Source organism: Thermosynechococcus sp. (assembly GCF_046299655.1).
GTDB lineage: Bacteria > Cyanobacteriota > Cyanobacteriia > Thermosynechococcales > Thermosynechococcaceae > Thermosynechococcus.
The window spans coordinates 1-17,069 of sequence record NZ_JBKBHZ010000024.1; the positions used below are offsets into that span (position 1 = coordinate 1).

The window sequence follows — 17,069 nt, forward strand, 5'->3', positions numbered from 1 at the left end:
CACTATAAAACGCGAAGGTCGAAAGACTGGAGAAGCCCGCCCTCTACCCGAAGCGTGAGGGTCGGGAGTATGTCACTCACAGAACCCAAGTTCATCTGAAGACTCAGCGACAGCGCATAAACCAAGCAGTACTTGGTGGCATCTAACTTATTGGGCGAGTGCGTAACGCTTGCTGAAAGTTCAGGCTGTTTCGCTTGCCAAATTGTCTAGGGCTGCTGAAAGCCCCCGACTTTAGGCGGTGGGAAGTTTACTAAAGAGGGATGTTCCTAATAGGTAGGATCTAAGGGGGGTGTCCAAGGGGTCTCGGGTGTTGTGACTACGGACAAGAGGCTGCCAATGCCTTCAATTTCCACGCGCACGCGATCGCCCACCTGTAATGCACCAATTCCTGCGGGTGTCCCCGTCAATACCACATCCCCCGGCAGCAGGGTCATGACATAGCTGATGAAACTCACCAACTTTGCCGGAGAGAAAACCATTTGATCAATCGTTGCCGATTGGACAGGTTGTGCCGCGTCATTGATAAAGGTTTGCAGTCGCGCATCGCTAGGAACCTCTCGCACAATCCAAGGCCCTAGGGGGCAAAAGGTGTCAAACCCCTTAGCCCGCGTCCATTGCTGCTCCCGCTGCTGAAGATCCCGAGCCGTGACATCGTTGGCGATCGTATAGCCCCAAATATGCTCAAGGGCTTCATTTTCAGGGCAGGCACGAGTGCGACGACCAATGACCACCGCCAATTCCCCCTCATAGTCCACCCGCTTCACTTGGGGCGGATACCAAATGGGACAGCCAGGGGCTTGAACCGTTGTCGGCGGTTTCAAAAAAATTAATGGCTCAGGGGGCACACTATCGCCCATTTCCGCAGCGTGCTTCACATAGTTGCGTCCCACAGCAACAATTTTTGAGGGGGAGCAGGGAGCCAGCAGTTGATAGCTATCGGGACTGAGGACTTGGTTCGTAGGTTGGCCGTGGAGCCACGGTGCCGCATCCCAAATCATCACTTCACGATTGAGTTGTAGTGTGCCGTAATGAATCTGTCCCCCCGTGGTCTGCACCCGCACAAACCGTTCCACCATAGTGAATGAGTCCCCTTTTCTCCTTGCCAAGAATGGCAAACTGCGGTGCTAGAATTATAAAGCCTTGCTTTTTGCATCCGTCAAAAGGCCATTTGTCCAAAGGGGGTTGACCTCAATGATTACACGGAACTACGAAACGCTTTACATTATTCGTCCTGATGTGGGCGAAGAACAACTGGAACAAACCATTAGCCAATTTCGCACTTTTTTAGAAGAACAGGGTGCCACAAAGATTAAGGTGCAAAATCGCGGTAAGCGGCGGTTTGCCTACCCGATCAAGAAACTGCGGGAGGGCTACTACATTCTGATGACCTATACCGCTGCTGGGACAGCGATCGCCCCCCTTGAACGCGCCATGCGTCTCAACGAAAACATTCTGCGCTTTATGACGATTGTCCTCGAAGAAGAGACCGAGACTGAAGAGGCCGAGGACGAAAATCCTGTTCTTGCCCGTGCCTAAGACAGCACACGGACTCAAATTCACTTGAAAGGGGGTCATCATGGCACCATCTCCCGGCTCTTGGAAGTGCGATGGCGTACCCAAAAATGGCAAGACCTATCCCAACGCCGGTGGTGCGCATCCCCCCTATGAGAACTTTGGTCCTGACTGTGTGGTGTGTGGCCTACCCCGTGAGGCCATGGAGCCGGCCAGTGGTAATAGCAGTGCTGGGGCGGGAAAATCGAAACTACCGCTAGTTGCTGCTGCCCTTGGGGTGGTTCTATTACTCGCGGGTGGTATTGGTTTCCTTGGCTATCGAATCTTTATTGCCAACTCCAACGGCACTACACCACTGCCGATAGGAGGGACAACCAGTAGTAACCAACTGGTGAGCAAAACCACCAGCCGCAACACCGCCTATATGAGTCAGGGGGAGCGCATTCTCATCAGTGAGCCGAATCCGCAACGAGCCGCCCTGAAACAGGAAGCTGCCCTTGCCTTTGATCAGGGAGACTGGGCACAGGCGATCGCCAAGTATCAAGAACTGGTCACCCTCGATCCCAATGATCCAGAGGCGCGCATTTATCTCAACAATGCCCGTGCTCGCCAAGCTGGCAACCCCATGACAATGGCCACCATTGTTCCCATCGGCACCAGTCCCGATACCGCCAAGGAAATTCTGCGGGGGGTAGCTCAGTACCAAGAGCGCTTTAATGCCAGTGGCCCCAGTCGTGCCCTTGAAGTCGCCATTGTCAATGAAAACAGCCCCAATGGTGTGACCAGTTTGGCCGAAGATTTGATCAACAGTTCAATCCAAGGGGTCCTCGGTCATGGCACCGATGCCAATAGTCGTGCAGCTCTACAGGTCTATGAACAAGCGGGGATTGCCGCGCTTTCTCCCTTGACCACGAATGTCACCCCCCAAGACAATGGCAGGGTGCAAGTTCAGATTCTATCCCTCAATGAAAAAGGGCAACAACTCCTCAATACTTACCTTGATAATGCCGCCAATACCCTCGCCCAAGCCGCAGCGAAAAAAGTCCCTAATGCTAAAGTGGCGCTTCTCTACAATAGCGATAGCCCCTACAGTGATGAGCTGAAAACTAAACTAGTCACTGCTCTACCTCGGTTTGGTGCTCAAGTGGTGCAACAAATAGATGTGGCTGCTGCGGACTTTAATGCCAATACAGCAATAACCGCAGCGCGGCAAGCGGGAGCTAATGTGGTGATGTTGGCCATGAGTCGTGCACGGGTGAATGATGCCGTTGCCCTTGCCATTGCCAATCAAAGCCACCCCCCCTCGGTGCAACTATTTGGTAGTGATCAACTCTACGGTCCTGATTTATTGATCAAGGGGGATAATGCCATCAATGGCATGATTTTGGCGGTGCCTTGGCGTACCAACCCCAATGATCCCTTTGCCCAGCAGGCCGCACAAGCATGGCGGGGTCAGATTAGTTGGCGCACCACTACCGCCTACGATGCCACCCAAGCCCTTGCCCAAGCGATGCTTCAAGGGGGCGATCGCGCCAGCACCCAACAACTGCTCCGCCAAGGGGTACAAATTCAGGGGCAAACCGCCAGTGGTACCTTTGATCGCGTACCTCTGGTTCAAGCGGCACCGGGCCCCAATGGACCTAAAGGCTCCAACTACCAGTTCAACCCCCTCAGTGGCATCTAAAGCCCTCCAACTAATGCTAAGCTATTGCCGATTGGTGTTTTAGGAATCTCCATGACTGCAAAAATTGGCATTATTGGCGGGAGTGGTCTCTACAAGATGGATGCCCTTACCGATGTTGAAGAAGTCCGTTTGACCACGCCCTTTGGTGATCCTTCTGATGCTTTTATTTGCGGCAAGATTGAGGGGATTCCGGTCGTCTTTTTGGCACGCCATGGCCGCGATCACCATCTGTTGCCGACGGAGATTCCCTTTCGTGCTAACATTTATGGCTTCAAATCCCTTGGGGTAGAGTATCTGCTCTCTGCCTCGGCAGTGGGTTCCCTGCAAGAACAGGTGAAACCCCTCGATATGGTGGTGCCGGATCAGTTTATTGATCGTACTCGCAACCGCATTTCCACCTTCTTTGGTGAGGGGATTGTGGCGCACATTGGTTTTGCCGAGCCAGTGTGTCCTGCCCTTGCTCGGGTTCTGGCGGATGCCATTGCCGATCTCAACTTGCCCGATGTCACCCTCCACCGCCAAGGCACCTACGTGTGTATGGAAGGCCCGGCTTTCTCGACGCTAGCAGAATCCAACCTTTACCGCGCGTGGGGCGGCACCGTCATTGGCATGACGAATCTACCGGAGGCGAAACTGGCTCGGGAAGCGGAGATTGCCTATGCAACATTAGCCCTTGTTACGGACTACGACTGCTGGCACCCAGAGCACGATTCGGTCACAGTGGAGATGATTATTGACAATTTGCAGCGCAATGTCAAAAATGCCCAAGCGATTATCTGCGAAACCGTTAAACGTCTCCACGCCAACCCCCCCGCTTCTAAAGCCCACCGTGCCCTAAAGAATGCCATCCTCACTCCCCTTGACAAGGTACCCGCCGCCACCAAGGAGAAACTTCATCTGCTCTTAGCCAAGTATCTCTAACTCATAGACTCTGCCGTATTCTGATCGCCCTCAAAACTGATCGGATCACACAGTTGGGGATAGGTGGTCTTGGGACTGAGACAGCGACAGCGGTTGAGGGCAGCGGCAAGAGCTTCAATTTTAATGGGTTTGCTGATGTAGTCATCCATTCCTGCTGCAAAGCAGCGCTCGCGATCGCCGGCTAGGGCATTTGCCGTCATGGCAATAATCCAAGGGCGTTGACTAGGAGGCCATTGGGCACAGATGCGCTTAGTGGTCTCAAGGCCATCCATCTTGGGCATTTGCACATCCATGAGCACCACATCGTAGGGGCGCTGTTGCAGAGCTTCAAGCACCTCAAGGCCATTGGCTGCCACATCGGCACGGTAGCCCATCCGCTTGAGAATATGTAGTGCCACCTTCTGGTTAACGGCATTGTCCTCAGCAAGCAGAATGCGCAGCGGGTAGCGGCTGCCCAAGCTGGGATCAATACCGGTTTTTGTCAGGGTGGGCTGAGTGGCAGATTCACTGCTGAGGGTCTTAATCAGAGTTTGACGTAGGGTGAGGGGGCGGATTGGTTTGGGGACGTGTGCCGTGATCAGTTCCTTGCGGCTAGCGGTTTCCAGCCAACTCAGGGGGGTGAGCAAAATAATTGGCTGTTGATTGAAGTGCGGCTCTGATTGCAACCGTTCTGCCAACTGAAGTCCCGTCATCTGGGGCATATTCAAATCAATCACCGCCAAATCCCACTGCGGAGGGGCCTCCAGAACCAGTTGGGGATTGCCATACCCAATAGGCACCATCCCCCAGTTTTGTAGCAGTGTGCAGAGATTCTCACGGCTGGCCGCATTGTCATCCAAAACGAGGACACGCTTGCTCTCCAAAGCCGGATGAACTGTTGGCGGTACGTAGGGTTTTTGCTCCTCAGCGAGAATTGTAAAGGTAAAGGTCGTGCCTTGACCCTCAACACTCTCAACGGACATATCGCCGCCCATCAACTCACAGAGGCGTTTGCTAATAACTAGCCCCAATCCGGTACCGCCATACTCCCGCGTCGTGGAGGCATCCACTTGGCTAAAGGGTTTGAAGAGCCGGTCTAGGCGATCGCTGGGAATGCCAATGCCAGTATCCTCAACTTGAAATTGTAAAAATGTTTTGCTGTCCTGTTTGACTACCCCCACATGCACCACCACTTGACCCTCATGGGTAAATTTAATGCCATTCCCCACTAGGTTGACCAGAATCTGCCGCAGCCGAGTCACGTCCCCTTTGATTTGAGCAGGGGTTTCCGGCGTACAGGTGTAGAGCAACTCTAATTCTTTCTCCTCCGCTTTGCTGGCCAGGAGGCTCAGGACATCCTCTACACACTCACGCACATCAAAGGGCTGCTGCTCCAGTACCAATTTGCCCGATTCAATTTTCGAGAAGTCGAGAATGTCGTTAATAATTGTTAATAGTGCCTCACCGGCTTGGTGCAACGTTTGCAAAAAGTCCCGTTGCTGCTCATTGAGGGGCGTATCCAAGAGCAAATTGGTAAAGCCCAAGACGGCATTCATGGGGGTGCGGATTTCATGGCTCATGGTGGCCAGAAATTCACTCTTGGCACGGTTGGCCAGTTCTGCTTGCAAACGGGCTTGTTCGAGTTCTTGGTTTTGCTGCGCCAACAATTGTCGCTGCTGCTGTTCGTGGCGCAGGAGTTCGGCTTGGGCGATCGCAATCCCCACTTGAGCGGCCACTGCTTCAAGGAGTTCAATTTCGTCGGGTGTCCACTGCCGCGGGCGATCGCACTGGTGCAGAGCAATCACGCCATTGGGCACCCCCTTGTAGGAGGTACGAATCGCGAGCATGGACTTAATTTCAAACTGGCGACATAGTTTTACTGCACTGGTCAGAAGGGGATCCTGCATCACATCGTGAGAAACAACGGCAGCATCACTTTCTAAGACCTTTAAGGCGTGAGGATTATTTTCGACAGGAACACTTACCCCTCTCATTGACGGGTAGCCCGGTTGCAGATACTCAGCCACATCGGGAATACGCGGCGGTGGTCCTGGCTCATAGCGGTGAATCAAACAGCGACTAACTCCAAAGGCTTGTCCAATCTGCGTTACGGTTGTGGCAAAGACGGTTTCTGTATCGAAGCTCTGGCGAATTTGTTCTGTAATCTGATTGAGAAGAAGAGTGCGCTGCATTTGTTGTTGCAGTTGTTGGCGTTGCCGCGTTTCCTGCGCCAGCAGTTGCGCTTGGGCAAGGCCAATTCCCACCTGAGCTGCAACACTTTTAAGTAGGCTTTTAACGGCGTCGTTCCAATGCCGCTGGCGATCGCACTGATGCAATACCAACAATCCATTGGGTTGATTGCGGTAAGCGGTGCGCACAATTAAGGCCGATTTTACATTTAAGGCTTGGCAATAGGGGTGAAGGGGAACAAGCCGCAAGTCAGCGTCCACATTATCACAGACAAATACCTCGTCCGACTCAAAAACCGAGACCAAGAACGGCACGCGACTAAGGCTTAAGTCCAAGGGGCAGGAGCTGACCGAAGAAATGCCGGGGGCACAGTATTCAGCCCCCAACTGCATCGGTGTTGCCGCCTGCGGATCGTGCAAAAATAACAGGCAGCGACTCACGTTGAGGAGCGTGCCTAGCTGTTCCACCGTTGTTCGGCAGAGTTGATCGCGATCCAGTTGTTGGCGAATCTCCTCAGTGATGCGGTTCAGTAAGAGGGTGCGCTTTACCTGCTGTTGCAAAAAGAGCTGTGCCCGCTGCCGTTCGGTGACATCACTTTGAATGCCAATGTAGTGGGTGATTTCACCAAATTCGTTATAAATCGGTGAGATGGCAAGTTCATTCCAAAAAGGCTGGCCGTTTTTGCGGTAATTGCGCAGCACCACACGGCAGGATTGGCCTTGTTTAATCGCATTGCGAATGACTTCAGTCCCCGCTTGGTGGCGATCGCGCCCCTGCAAAAAGCGGCAGTTTTTGCCGAGAACCTCCGTTGCCCGGTATCCCGTCATCCGCTCAAAGGCCGGATTCACATAGATAATTGGATTATCGGGTTGGCGGTAGTCAGTAATCACAATGCCATTCGTACTGGCAATAATCGCCCGCTCCCGCAGTTGCAGCTCCGCCTCAATTTTTTTCTTCTCGGTAATATCAATGGCCAACTCCAAAAAGCCGACGAGTTGCCCTTGGCCGTTATGAATGGGGGTAACCGAGAGGGAAACCGGAAAGCGGGAGCCGTCCCGCCGCACAAAGGTCCACTCCTGCTCATCCGCCAAGCCGCGACGTGCCCGGGCCACAAGTGTCTCAAACCCTGCAGGAATGGGTTCTCCCAGTTGCGCACTGAGAATCTGGGCATAGCGTTCTACCTCTTGAGGATCGTGGAAACGTTCTGGCGTTGCTTTACCCACCAGTTCTGCGGCAGGGTATCCCAGCCATTCCTCGGCAGCTCGATTCATCAGTGTGATGATGCCATCGGGGCGGGTGACAATAATGGCGTGGTTGCTGCTATTGAGGATTGCCTTTTGTAGGCTACTTATGTGGCGGATGTAGGTTAGTTGCCGGCGGGCTACCTCTAGGTGACGGCGCAGCTCCAATTCACTAATGACTTGGCGAGCAAGGGTGCGTAGGGTTTGCTGTTGCACAGGGTTTAGCTCACGTGGCTGGTAGTCCACGACACAGAGTGTTCCTAGTGCATAGCCATCGGGCGTAATCAAGGGCATCCCCGCATAAAAGCGAATATAGGGTGGGCCTGTCACTACAGGATTATCGGCAAAGCGCGGATCCAGGCGGGCATCGGGGACAATCACCAACTCCGATTGCAAGATCACATGCGCACAAAAGGCAATGGAGCGGGGCGTTTCACAGAGATCAATCCCCACTTTGGACTTAAACCACTGCCGCTCGCGATCGATGAGGCTGATGAGAGCAATGGGGGTCTGGCAAATGGCTGCCGCTAAATTGGTAATCTCATCAAAAATTGGTTCTGGCGGTGTATCTAAAATTTGATACTGCTCAAGGACACGTTGCCGTTCCGGTTCATTTGCTGGCAATGGGGCAGCAGGCATAGCCCAAATGTACCGCCTTTTCGTAGGAGCAAGTCTTTCATCATTATATGAATTGCACTGGTTCTAGGGAGGATTCCCTAGGAGATGCAGAATAAAACATCTATCTTTGCCAAACTTGTAGGGCAGTCCTAGGACAAAAAAAGGATGTAGAACTTAGGCCTACACCCTTCATCAATCGTTATTTTCCGACTGTAGCAATTTTAGCCTGCCCAACCCTTGGCAGCTTGATCCAGCACGTAGGCAGCCACATCTTGAATTTGTTCATCAGTAAGACGACCGGCAAAGGCCGGCATCGCATTTTTACCGTGCTGCACTTGGTAGATAATGGCATCCTCAGAGTACATGCCAAATTGCTCAAGGGCTTCTTTTTTCAGGGTTTTGTTGGCCATCACCACATTGCCGCCCCCCATGTGACAGGCTGCACAGTTGCCGCTAAAGACTTTGGCACCATTGGCTAAATCTGCCGCAAAGGCCGCAGGGGTGAGGCTGACAAATAGCGCGATCGCGCAAACACAAATGAATAGCTTTTTCAACGGAGTCCTCCTTTCATGGAATGCGTCAGGGTATGGATAAAGTCCCAAAAATCAAGGGGTGCAAGATTCACCAAAGGTCAGTGTAGCAAAGTTCCCAACCTAGGGGGCACTGTCCGGAAAGCTTTCTACGCCCCAACCGGGCGCGACGTCTGCCGCTCGTAAAATAAAGGCAGCTAAAGTCTCAAGCTGTTCCGTGGTCAACCAGTCCTCACTTACGCGACGGCAGGAATAACTCTCTTCGCTGCCATCGTAAGACATGGGCGATCGCTGGAAGGCGACGAGGCTGGCGATCGTATCCCGTGGCGGCGTTGCCCCCTTGAGATCCTTTAGGGAGAGGGACACGAGGGGATTAGGTAATGTACTGCCACCAACATGGCAATTTTTGCAGTTTTCCTCAAAGAGGCGCTTGCCACGGGTCAAGTCCACTGCTGTGAAGGTTTTGGTCTCACCGCGATCGTTGAGGGGCAATTCTACCGTATCCGCTACCTTCAGGTACTGGATCACGTAGTTATCTACCCCAGCAGCTGCTAATGCCGTTGCCGGTGGGATTAACCAGCTCAACAGCAGAATGAAGAGGCTGCCACAAAGCCAGCCGACAGACCGTTGCCAAAAGTGAGGTTGGTACATGGGTGTTGGGAAAATCCTTCGTTACAAGTGTTAATAGTAAATTTTGCCACCGCCCCACTTATCCCCCAAGATTTTGGGTTCAACGAGAATATGGCCAGCGATCGCCACCAAATCTTTTTCCGTCAGATTGCGCATTTTCGGGAAAATATCGGCACTGCGCAGACTGGGGTGAACTTCAGCAATTTCTTGCTCACCATCGTAGGTGGTGGGGTTCTTCATGTAGTCTACTAGGCCTTCAATGTTGTCCCGTGGTGGCGTGGCGAGGGCGAGGGTTTCTGTACGCAAATCCAAGTTGGGGTTTGTTTTGGTAATCCCCCCCACATGGCAGGAGGCACAAGCATACTGAAAGAGACGCTTGCCCTCTAGGTATTGTTTTTCCGTGAGAGTAATTGTTTTGCCCTCGCTGTTGAGGGGGACAGTCAGGACTTCAGGGGTCAGTTCGGCGGCCAGTGCTGTGCCCGTGGTCAGTTGCCAGAGGCAGAGGCAGAGAGCGACCGCAAGCCAAACGCATTTTTTTAACATAGTTCTCCCAATAAGCAGGTCTTACGATTGCGGTGTGTCTGGTTGATCCTTGGTGGGGGCAGGGTTCGTCAAGGCCAAAATAATTGCTTTGGCATCCTCAAGGGGCAAGCGCGTTTGTGGACTGGTATAGCGAATACCCAAGCGATCGCACCATGCACAGACCGTTTCGACCGACACGCCGTAGTCCGCTGCCAGATCCGCGATCGCAATGTCCACAAATCCCATGCTGCCACTCCCCGCTTGGGATCAACGACCAAGTATCATTATCATGCCATTGCGTGGCTTCTTTACCAAAAGTCCCCTGCGCAAAGAGAAGTGCCACCACAGCGTACACTGTTGATGTGGCCGTTCAGATGGAGTTTTCAATGAAACGAGTCCTAGCGATTATCCTTGGGGGCGGTGCCGGCACACGTCTCTATCCCTTGACCAAGCGTCGTGCCAAGCCTGCGGTTCCCCTTGCTGGAAAATATCGCCTCATTGATATTCCTGTGAGCAATTGCATCAACTCCGAAATCAATAACATTTACGTCCTGACCCAATTCAACTCGGCCTCCCTCAACCGTCATATTGCCCGTACCTATACCTTCCCCGGCCTAACGGGCGGCTTTGTCGAAGTCTTAGCAGCTCAGCAAACTCCAGAAAATCCTAACTGGTTCCAAGGCACGGCTGATGCGGTGCGTCAATACCTGTGGCTCTTGGCCGACTGGGATGTGGATGAATACCTGATTCTTTCAGGAGATCACCTCTACCGCATGGACTATCGTCTTTTTGTGCAGCGCCATCGCGATACGGGTGCCGACATTACCCTGTCGGTGTTGCCTGTCGATGAGAAGTCCGCCTCTGGCTTTGGCTTGATTAAGGTAGATGACACCGGCCGAGTCACCGACTTTCGCGAAAAGCCGACAGGGGATGCCCTACGGGATATGCGGGTGGACACAACCCGCTATGGCCTCAGTGCCGAGGAAGCCCAGCGCAAGCCCTACATTGCCTCGATGGGAATTTATGTCTTTAAGCGGCAAGTTCTCATTGATTTGCTAGAACAGATGGCCGATGCCACCGACTTTGGCAAGGAAATTATCCCTGCCGCTGCCCGTTCTCATCTTGTCCAAACCTATGTCTTTAATGGCTATTGGGAAGATATTGGAACCATTGGCTCCTTCTACGAAGCCAACCTTGCCCTCACCCAACAACCTCAGCCTCCCTTTAGCTTCTACGACGAAAACGCACCGATTTACACCCGTCCCCGCTATTTGCCCCCCAGCAAGATGCTCAGTTGCACGATTACAGAATCAATCATTAGTGAAGGTTGCATCCTCAAGGAATGCCAAGTTCACCGTTCCGTCTTGGGGGTGCGATCGCGAGTGGAATCAGGGTGTGTCATTGACCATTCCCTCTTGATGGGGGCAGACTACTACCAAGACTCAGCGCAGCGCCACCAGCTCGCTCTGCAACGCAAAATCCCCATCGGCATCGGTGCCAACAGTGTCATTCGCCGCGCAATTGTCGATAAAAATGCCTGCATTGGTCACGATGTCAAAATCATCAACAAAGACCATGTTGAAGAATCCAACCGTGAGGATCAGGGATTCTATATCCGCAGTGGGGTCGTGGTGATTCTCAAAAATGCCGTGATCCCCGATGGCACCGTTATCTAAGCCATAAGCAAATTTGAATTGGCAAGCGGTGAAAACCTGTGTAGCATATCAAGAGTAAGGTCTCAGCCTTCCACCCTCTAGCGGAACTGCCATCTATGCCCACGATAGAGACTCGCACAGAACCCATGGTCATCAACATGGGGCCGCACCATCCCTCCATGCACGGGGTTTTGCGGTTAATGGTGACCTTGGATGGCGAAGATGTCATTGACTGTGAGCCGGTGATTGGCTACCTCCATCGCGGCATGGAGAAAATTGCCGAAAACCGCACCAATATTATGTTTATTCCCTACGTGAGTCGTTGGGATTACGCCGCAGGGATGTTTAACGAAGCGGTTACCGTCAATGCGCCCGAAAAGTTAGCTGGGATTCCTGTGCCCAAGCGTGCCAGCTATATCCGCGTGATCATGCTGGAGTTAAACCGCATTGCCAATCACCTTCTGTGGCTAGGCCCCTTCTTGGCGGATGTCGGTGCCCAAACACCCTTTTTCTACATCTTCCGCGAGCGGGAATACATCTACGATCTTTTTGAAGCTGCCACCGGCATGCGCTTTATTAACAATAACTACTTCCGCATTGGGGGAGTAGCTGCTGATCTCACCTATGGCTGGGTAACGAAGTGCCGCGATTTTTGCGATTACTTTTTGCCCAAAGTGGATGAGTATGAACGCCTAATCACCAACAATCCCATCTTTGTACGCCGCTTACAGGGTGTGGGCAAAATTAGCCGTGAGGATGCCATCAATTGGGGACTCTCAGGGCCGATGCTGCGTGCCTGCGGTGTGAAGTGGGATTTGCGCAAGGTGGATCACTACGAATGCTATGACGACTTTGACTGGGATGTACCTGTGGCCACGGAAGGCGATTGCCTTGCCCGCTACATTGTCCGCATTCAGGAAATGCGCGAATCGGTGAAGATCATTCGCCAAGCCTTGGATGGGCTGCCGGGTGGTCCCTACGAAAACCTCGAAGCCAAGCGGATGCTTGAAGGTGCCAAGTCAGCGTGGCATGGCTTTGACTATCAGTACTTGGGCAAGAAACTGGCTCCCACCTTCAAAATTCCCAAAGGGGAGCACTATGTGCGGGTTGAATCGGGGAAAGGGGAACTAGGGATTTACCTGATTGGAGATGATAATGTCTTCCCTTGGCGCTGGAAGATTCGGCCACCGGATTTCAATAACCTGCAAGTGCTGCCCCAGTTGCTCAAAGGGATGAAAGTGGCGGATATTGTTGCTATCCTTGGCAGTATCGATGTGATTATGGGATCTGTGGATCGCTAGGCAACGGTTGAATCACCAGCGAGGAGGCCATGGCCGTTCGATTACCGTTTCTCACCTCCACCAACTTCAGTGGCCTTTTCAATGAGCGGTTTTGGCAAAACGCCTGGCCAGTGCCGCCTCGAAATCAATTGCAGCGGGGTGCCCTCGTCCCCGATGGAGAATTACCCGCTGTTGGTTTCAGTGCACCTGTTCGCCTTTCAAGGGTATGGCAAGCGCAGCCCCTCCTATTGGTGTTTACGCGCATCTTTACAGAGCATCAATACTGTCCGCTGTGCTATCCCTATCTCAAGGCCTTGAATGAAAATTACGAAACATTTCAAGGCAAGGGAGTGGCGGTTTTGGTGGTCACCAGTACCGACGCCCAGCAAAGTGAGAAGGTCAAGGCGGATATGGACTTAAAGATGCCCCTGCTCTATGACCCCAGTTGCCAAGTCTTTCGCAAATATCGCACCGGTCAAGCCTTGGGAGCACCCCTGCCGGCGCAGTTTCTCATTGATCAGGAAGGCAAGCTGCGCTATAGGCATCTTTTCTCCTTTTTGGAAGCCAATGCTCCTTTAGAACGCCTGTTTCAGGAGATTGACGCGCTGGCCAAGGGGGCAACAGCAGCGGGGGCAGAAACTCGCTAGAATCGTAAGGTGGGTCAGGTATTTCTGTGGGGCTGTAGCTCAGGCGGATAGAGCGAGCGCCTCCTAAGCGCTAGGCCGTGCGTTCAAGTCGCACCAGTCCCGTCCTTCCCCTTACAATAAAGGCAAATCTTCTTGACCTTAGTGTTGCCTCGGTGATGGAGCGATCGCCAGACCCCTCCCTCTTGAGGGAACTTCAAAGCACCATTCACGACCTAGAGGACTATCAAAGTGCTCTGAGCTATGAGGCTGCCAAGCGTGCCCTAGAAAAACTACTGCACGAGTGCAGGGCCACAGGGGCAGAAAAAGCCTCCCTTGCGCGGGCGATCGCCGACCTTGAAGCAATGCTTGACAAGCTCCACGGAGGGGTGGTGCAAATTGCCGTCTTCGGTCTGGTGGGGCGGGGAAAATCCTCCCTGCTCAATGCCCTGCTGGGGGAACCCCATTTTGCAACGGGGCCGATTCATGGCGTGACCCAAAGGGAAGCCAGTGCCCTTTGGCAAATCTCGGAAGCTCGGCGTGGCAATCCCATTCGCCTGATTGATACACCGGGGTTAGACGAAGTCAATGGGGTCGCACGGGAACAACTGGCACGGGAGGTGGCTGCCCAAGCGGATTTAATTCTCTTTGTGATTGCCGGCGACTTGACCCGTTTGGAATACCAAGCCCTGAGTGAGTTGCGACAGGCGGGCAGGCCAATGCTGCTGGTCTTTAACAAAGTGGATCAGTACCCCGAGGCAGATCGCGAAGCCATTTATGCCAAAATCCGCGATGAGCGCGTCAAAGAACTTCTCTCCCCTGAAGAAATTGTTATGGTGTCGGCAGCCCCCCTTGTGCCGCAAGTGCAGCGCGATGCCTCTGGACGGGTGCAGGTGAAAATGACCGTCGGTGCTCCCCAAGTGGAACTCCTCAAACGGAAGATCTTGGAGGTGCTAGAGCGCGAAGGGAAAGCCCTGATTGCCCTCAATTCAATGCTCTTTGCCAACAAGGTAAGCGAAGAATTAGCCCGCTACAAGTTGCAACTGCGGGAGCAGGAGGCCAACCAACTGATTTGGAAAGGGGCGGTTACCAAGGCGCTGGCGATCGCCCTTAACCCTGTAACCGTCTTGGATATGGTCGGCAGTGCTGTCATTGACTTGACTACAATTCAACTGCTCTCCCGCCTCTATGACATTGAACTCACAGATGCAGGCGCCAAGGAACTGCTGCAAACCATTGCCCTTGCCATGAGCGGCATTAGCCTAGGGGAATTTGCCGTCAATTTAGGCCTGAGTTCCCTCAAGGGGCTGTTGGGACTGGCTACGCCCATGAGCGGTGGCATTGCCCTTGGCCCTTATCTTTCTGTGGCGATGACCCAGGGGGCGATCGCCGGCTTTTCCTCCTACACGGTGGGGCAAGTGGCCAAAACCTACTTTGCCAACGGCGCCGGCTGGGGCAGCCATGGTCCAAAAACCGTTGTCCGGCAAATCCTGGATCGGTTGGATCGGCAGCAACTCCTCCACCGGCTCAAGAAAGAGATTCAGGTGCAGTTGGGAATGGGCTAAGTGCTGCATCTGTGGAGGGTCTATTTATCTTGTTTCTGTGTAACCATCAACAGGCGGCACTCATCCCCCGATACCAAGCTTGCCACATTAACACCGGCCATAGCCGATATTGCCAATTGCGCTGACCTGAGAGGTGTTCTTGCCACACCTGACGAATGGGGGCAGGATGCAAAAATCCGTCCCGCTTGAGACTTGCTTCTGACAGTAGCTCCTCCGCCCAATCTCGCAACTCCCCCCGCAGCCAATCCTCAATTGGTACCCCAAATCCCATCTTGGGTCGCTCAACTAATTGTTTGGGGACATACCGATAGAGCACCTGACGGAGTACCCGTTTCCCCTGACCCCCTTGAATCTTCATGGAGAGCGGTAGCCGCCAAGCAAACTCGACAATGCGGTGATCCAAAAGAGGAGCACGGGTTTCTAAACTCACCCCCATCGCCGCTCGATCCACCTTCACCAAAATATCATCGGGCAAATAGGTAAGAGCATCAAGATACATCATCCGCTGCTCAATACTAGAGCAGTTAAGCCACTCACTCGGTGTCCTCAAAAGGGTGGCCGGCTCTTGAGTCCCTAGAACCACAGCTGTCAGGTCAGGCCAAAGGGAAACGAGCTGAAAATAGATTTCTTCCGGCGCCGATAACGGCAGCAGCCTTGCCCCCTTGTGGAGTTTATCGCCCACCAAGCGCTGGTGCCAGCGCCTAGGCAAGAGAGGCTCGATGATTCGGTAGAGCAAGTTCCACGTGCGAGGAGAAAGGGCACGAATGCCGCGCGCGACGACCCGACGCAAGGGCAAAGGTATCGAGGACAAGCGACGCCATAAGCTAACCACTAGAAAATAGCGAGGATACCCCCCAAACAATTCATCTCCCCCATCCCCGGAAAGGGCAACAGTCACCTGCTGCCGCGCCAACCGGCAAACCAAGTGGGTAGGAATTTGAGAGGAATCTGCAAAAGGCTCATCATACAGCCAAGGGAGCTGAGGAATCACTTCTAGCGCCTCTTTGGGCGTAAGGTACCACTCTGTATGATCTGTGCCTAAGTGTTGAGCAATAGCTTTGGCGTGTTGCGCCTCATTGTAAGCGCGCTCATAAAAACCAATGGTAAACGTGCGTATGGGTTGACTCGATTGAGTCTGCATCAATGCCACAACGGTTGAGGAATCAATCCCTCCTGAAAGCAAAGCCCCTAAGGGCACATCGGCAACCATTTGTCCCTTGATACTTTGACGCAGGAGGGCTTCCAGAGCTTCTACCGCCTCTGGTTCCGAGCCGTTAAAAGGAGTTTCCAACCCTGTTTTAGCAATCTCTCGGAGTGACCAATAGGCCATTACCGCCCCGCGATCTTGGCGATGGGCTGTGATCTCCTCAGCAGCAAACTGCACCCAACTGCCCGCAGGCAATTTCCAAAGATGGGCATAAATAGTCCAAGGTGCCGGAATGTAGTTATAGCGTAAATAGAGGGCCAATGCCCGCCGTTCAATGGGATTGTCAAATCCGGGATAGGCACGGATCGCCTTTAATTCCGAGCCAAAAACGAAGGCTCCCCTGCTCCAACCGTAGTAGAGCGGCTTTTCTCCCATGCGATCGCGAGCAAGGGTGAGTTGACGATCCTGCCTATTCCACAAGGCTAAGGCGAACATACCCACCGTTTTTCGGAGCGTTTTTTCAATCCCCCAAGCTTCAAATGCAGCCAAAAGAGTTTCTGTATCTGAATGCCCCCGCCAAGAAGGCGCCAACCCCCTTGCCTCCAGCTGCTGCCGCATCTCAAGGTGATTGTAAATCTCGCCATTAAACACCAGTACAAAGCGCCCCGAAGCAGAAACCATTGGCTGGTGACCAGCGGCGGAAAGATCAAGAATGGCAAGACGCCGATGTCCCAAAGCAATCCCCACAGTTTCATCCACCCAAATGCCACCATCGTCAGGACCACGGTGGGTGAGGGTGTTGGCCATTCTCTCTACAATTGAAGAAATCTCCTGCTGGTTGAGATCACTTGCCCAAAGTCCGGCAATACCGCACATCCTCTATCTCCGTTGATACACATACTCATCACAGCCATTGCCTAGGATTCCAATCCATCTTTCTTCTTTAGTAAAAGCCCTAACCAGTGTAAATCC

Annotated in this window: 14 protein-coding genes and 1 tRNA gene; 8 read left to right on the forward strand and 7 right to left on the reverse strand. The window is 53.1% G+C overall.

Annotated elements, in window-relative coordinates:
• Window positions 1-266: 266 nt before the first annotated feature.
• Window positions 267-1,076, reverse strand: a complete 810-nt coding sequence (locus ACK4HN_RS11530; RefSeq protein ID WP_409868536.1) for a fumarylacetoacetate hydrolase family protein — start codon at window positions 1,074-1,076, stop codon at window positions 267-269.
• A gap of 115 nt (window positions 1,077-1,191) precedes the next feature.
• Between ACK4HN_RS11530 and rpsF the strand changes: the two genes are divergently transcribed.
• Genes rpsF through ACK4HN_RS11545 form a run of 3 tightly spaced genes read left to right on the forward strand, consistent with a single transcriptional unit; the run spans window position 1,192 to window position 4,117 of the window.
• Window positions 1,192-1,536 (forward strand): 30S ribosomal protein S6, encoded by a 345-nt coding sequence (gene rpsF / locus ACK4HN_RS11535; protein WP_409868537.1) that lies wholly within the window; start codon window positions 1,192-1,194, stop codon window positions 1,534-1,536.
• Window positions 1,537-1,576: 40 nt separating this feature from the next.
• Entirely contained in the window at window positions 1,577-3,196 is a 1,620-nt protein-coding gene (locus ACK4HN_RS11540) for an ABC transporter substrate-binding protein (RefSeq protein WP_409877708.1), read from the forward strand.
• Between the two features lie 51 nt (window positions 3,197-3,247).
• A complete protein-coding gene (locus tag ACK4HN_RS11545) occupies window positions 3,248-4,117 on the forward strand; it encodes an S-methyl-5'-thioadenosine phosphorylase (protein WP_409868539.1) in 870 nt (289 codons plus the stop codon).
• On the opposite strand, the gene ACK4HN_RS11550 is transcribed toward ACK4HN_RS11545, so the two are convergent.
• From ACK4HN_RS11550 to ACK4HN_RS11570, 5 genes are all read right to left on the reverse strand, one after another.
• Complete coding sequence (locus ACK4HN_RS11550; RefSeq protein ID WP_409877710.1) at window positions 4,114-8,166, reverse strand: GAF domain-containing protein; 4,053 nt, start codon at window positions 8,164-8,166, stop codon at window positions 4,114-4,116. The two genes, ACK4HN_RS11545 and ACK4HN_RS11550, sit on opposite strands and share 4 nt — an antisense overlap.
• Before the next feature lie 200 nt (window positions 8,167-8,366).
• A complete protein-coding gene (petJ, locus tag ACK4HN_RS11555; protein ID WP_409868541.1) occupies window positions 8,367-8,699 on the reverse strand; it encodes a cytochrome c6 PetJ in 333 nt (110 codons plus the stop codon).
• A gap of 99 nt (window positions 8,700-8,798) precedes the next feature.
• The gene (psbV2, locus tag ACK4HN_RS11560) at window positions 8,799-9,326 is read right to left on the reverse strand and encodes a photosystem II cytochrome PsbV2 (protein ID WP_409868542.1); all 528 of its coding nucleotides are present in this window, start codon (window positions 9,324-9,326) and stop codon (window positions 8,799-8,801) included.
• 30 nt (window positions 9,327-9,356) lie between these two features.
• Entirely contained in the window at window positions 9,357-9,848 is a 492-nt protein-coding gene (gene psbV / locus ACK4HN_RS11565; RefSeq protein WP_181495248.1) for a photosystem II cytochrome c-550, read from the reverse strand.
• A gap of 21 nt (window positions 9,849-9,869) precedes the next feature.
• Window positions 9,870-10,073 carry a translation initiation factor IF-2 gene (locus ACK4HN_RS11570; RefSeq protein WP_181495247.1) on the reverse strand — a complete coding sequence of 68 codons (204 nt, stop codon included), beginning with the start codon at window positions 10,071-10,073 and terminating at the stop codon, window positions 9,870-9,872.
• 140 nt (window positions 10,074-10,213) lie between these two features.
• On the opposite strand from ACK4HN_RS11570, the gene ACK4HN_RS11575 reads away from it, so the two are divergent.
• From ACK4HN_RS11575 to ACK4HN_RS11595, 5 genes are all read left to right on the forward strand, one after another.
• Window positions 10,214-11,503 carry a glucose-1-phosphate adenylyltransferase gene (locus tag ACK4HN_RS11575; protein ID WP_409852637.1) on the forward strand — a complete coding sequence of 430 codons (1,290 nt, stop codon included), beginning with the start codon at window positions 10,214-10,216 and terminating at the stop codon, window positions 11,501-11,503.
• Between the two features lie 95 nt (window positions 11,504-11,598).
• Window positions 11,599-12,783 carry an NAD(P)H-quinone oxidoreductase subunit H gene (locus ACK4HN_RS11580; protein ID WP_409877711.1) on the forward strand — a complete coding sequence of 395 codons (1,185 nt, stop codon included), beginning with the start codon at window positions 11,599-11,601 and terminating at the stop codon, window positions 12,781-12,783.
• Between the two features lie 29 nt (window positions 12,784-12,812).
• Window positions 12,813-13,409, forward strand: a complete 597-nt coding sequence (locus ACK4HN_RS11585) for a peroxiredoxin family protein (protein WP_409877713.1) — start codon at window positions 12,813-12,815, stop codon at window positions 13,407-13,409.
• Window positions 13,410-13,437: 28 nt separating this feature from the next.
• Window positions 13,438-13,511, forward strand: a tRNA-Arg gene (locus tag ACK4HN_RS11590).
• Window positions 13,487-14,950, forward strand: a complete 1,464-nt coding sequence (locus tag ACK4HN_RS11595; protein ID WP_409877714.1) for a GTP-binding protein — start codon at window positions 13,487-13,489, stop codon at window positions 14,948-14,950. Before ACK4HN_RS11590 ends, ACK4HN_RS11595 begins: the two co-directional genes overlap by 25 nt.
• Before the next feature lie 46 nt (window positions 14,951-14,996).
• On the opposite strand, the gene asnB is transcribed toward ACK4HN_RS11595, so the two are convergent.
• Window positions 14,997-16,973, reverse strand: a complete 1,977-nt coding sequence (gene asnB, locus ACK4HN_RS11600) for an asparagine synthase (glutamine-hydrolyzing) (protein WP_409870426.1) — start codon at window positions 16,971-16,973, stop codon at window positions 14,997-14,999.
• Window positions 16,974-17,069: the final 96 nt, after the last annotated feature.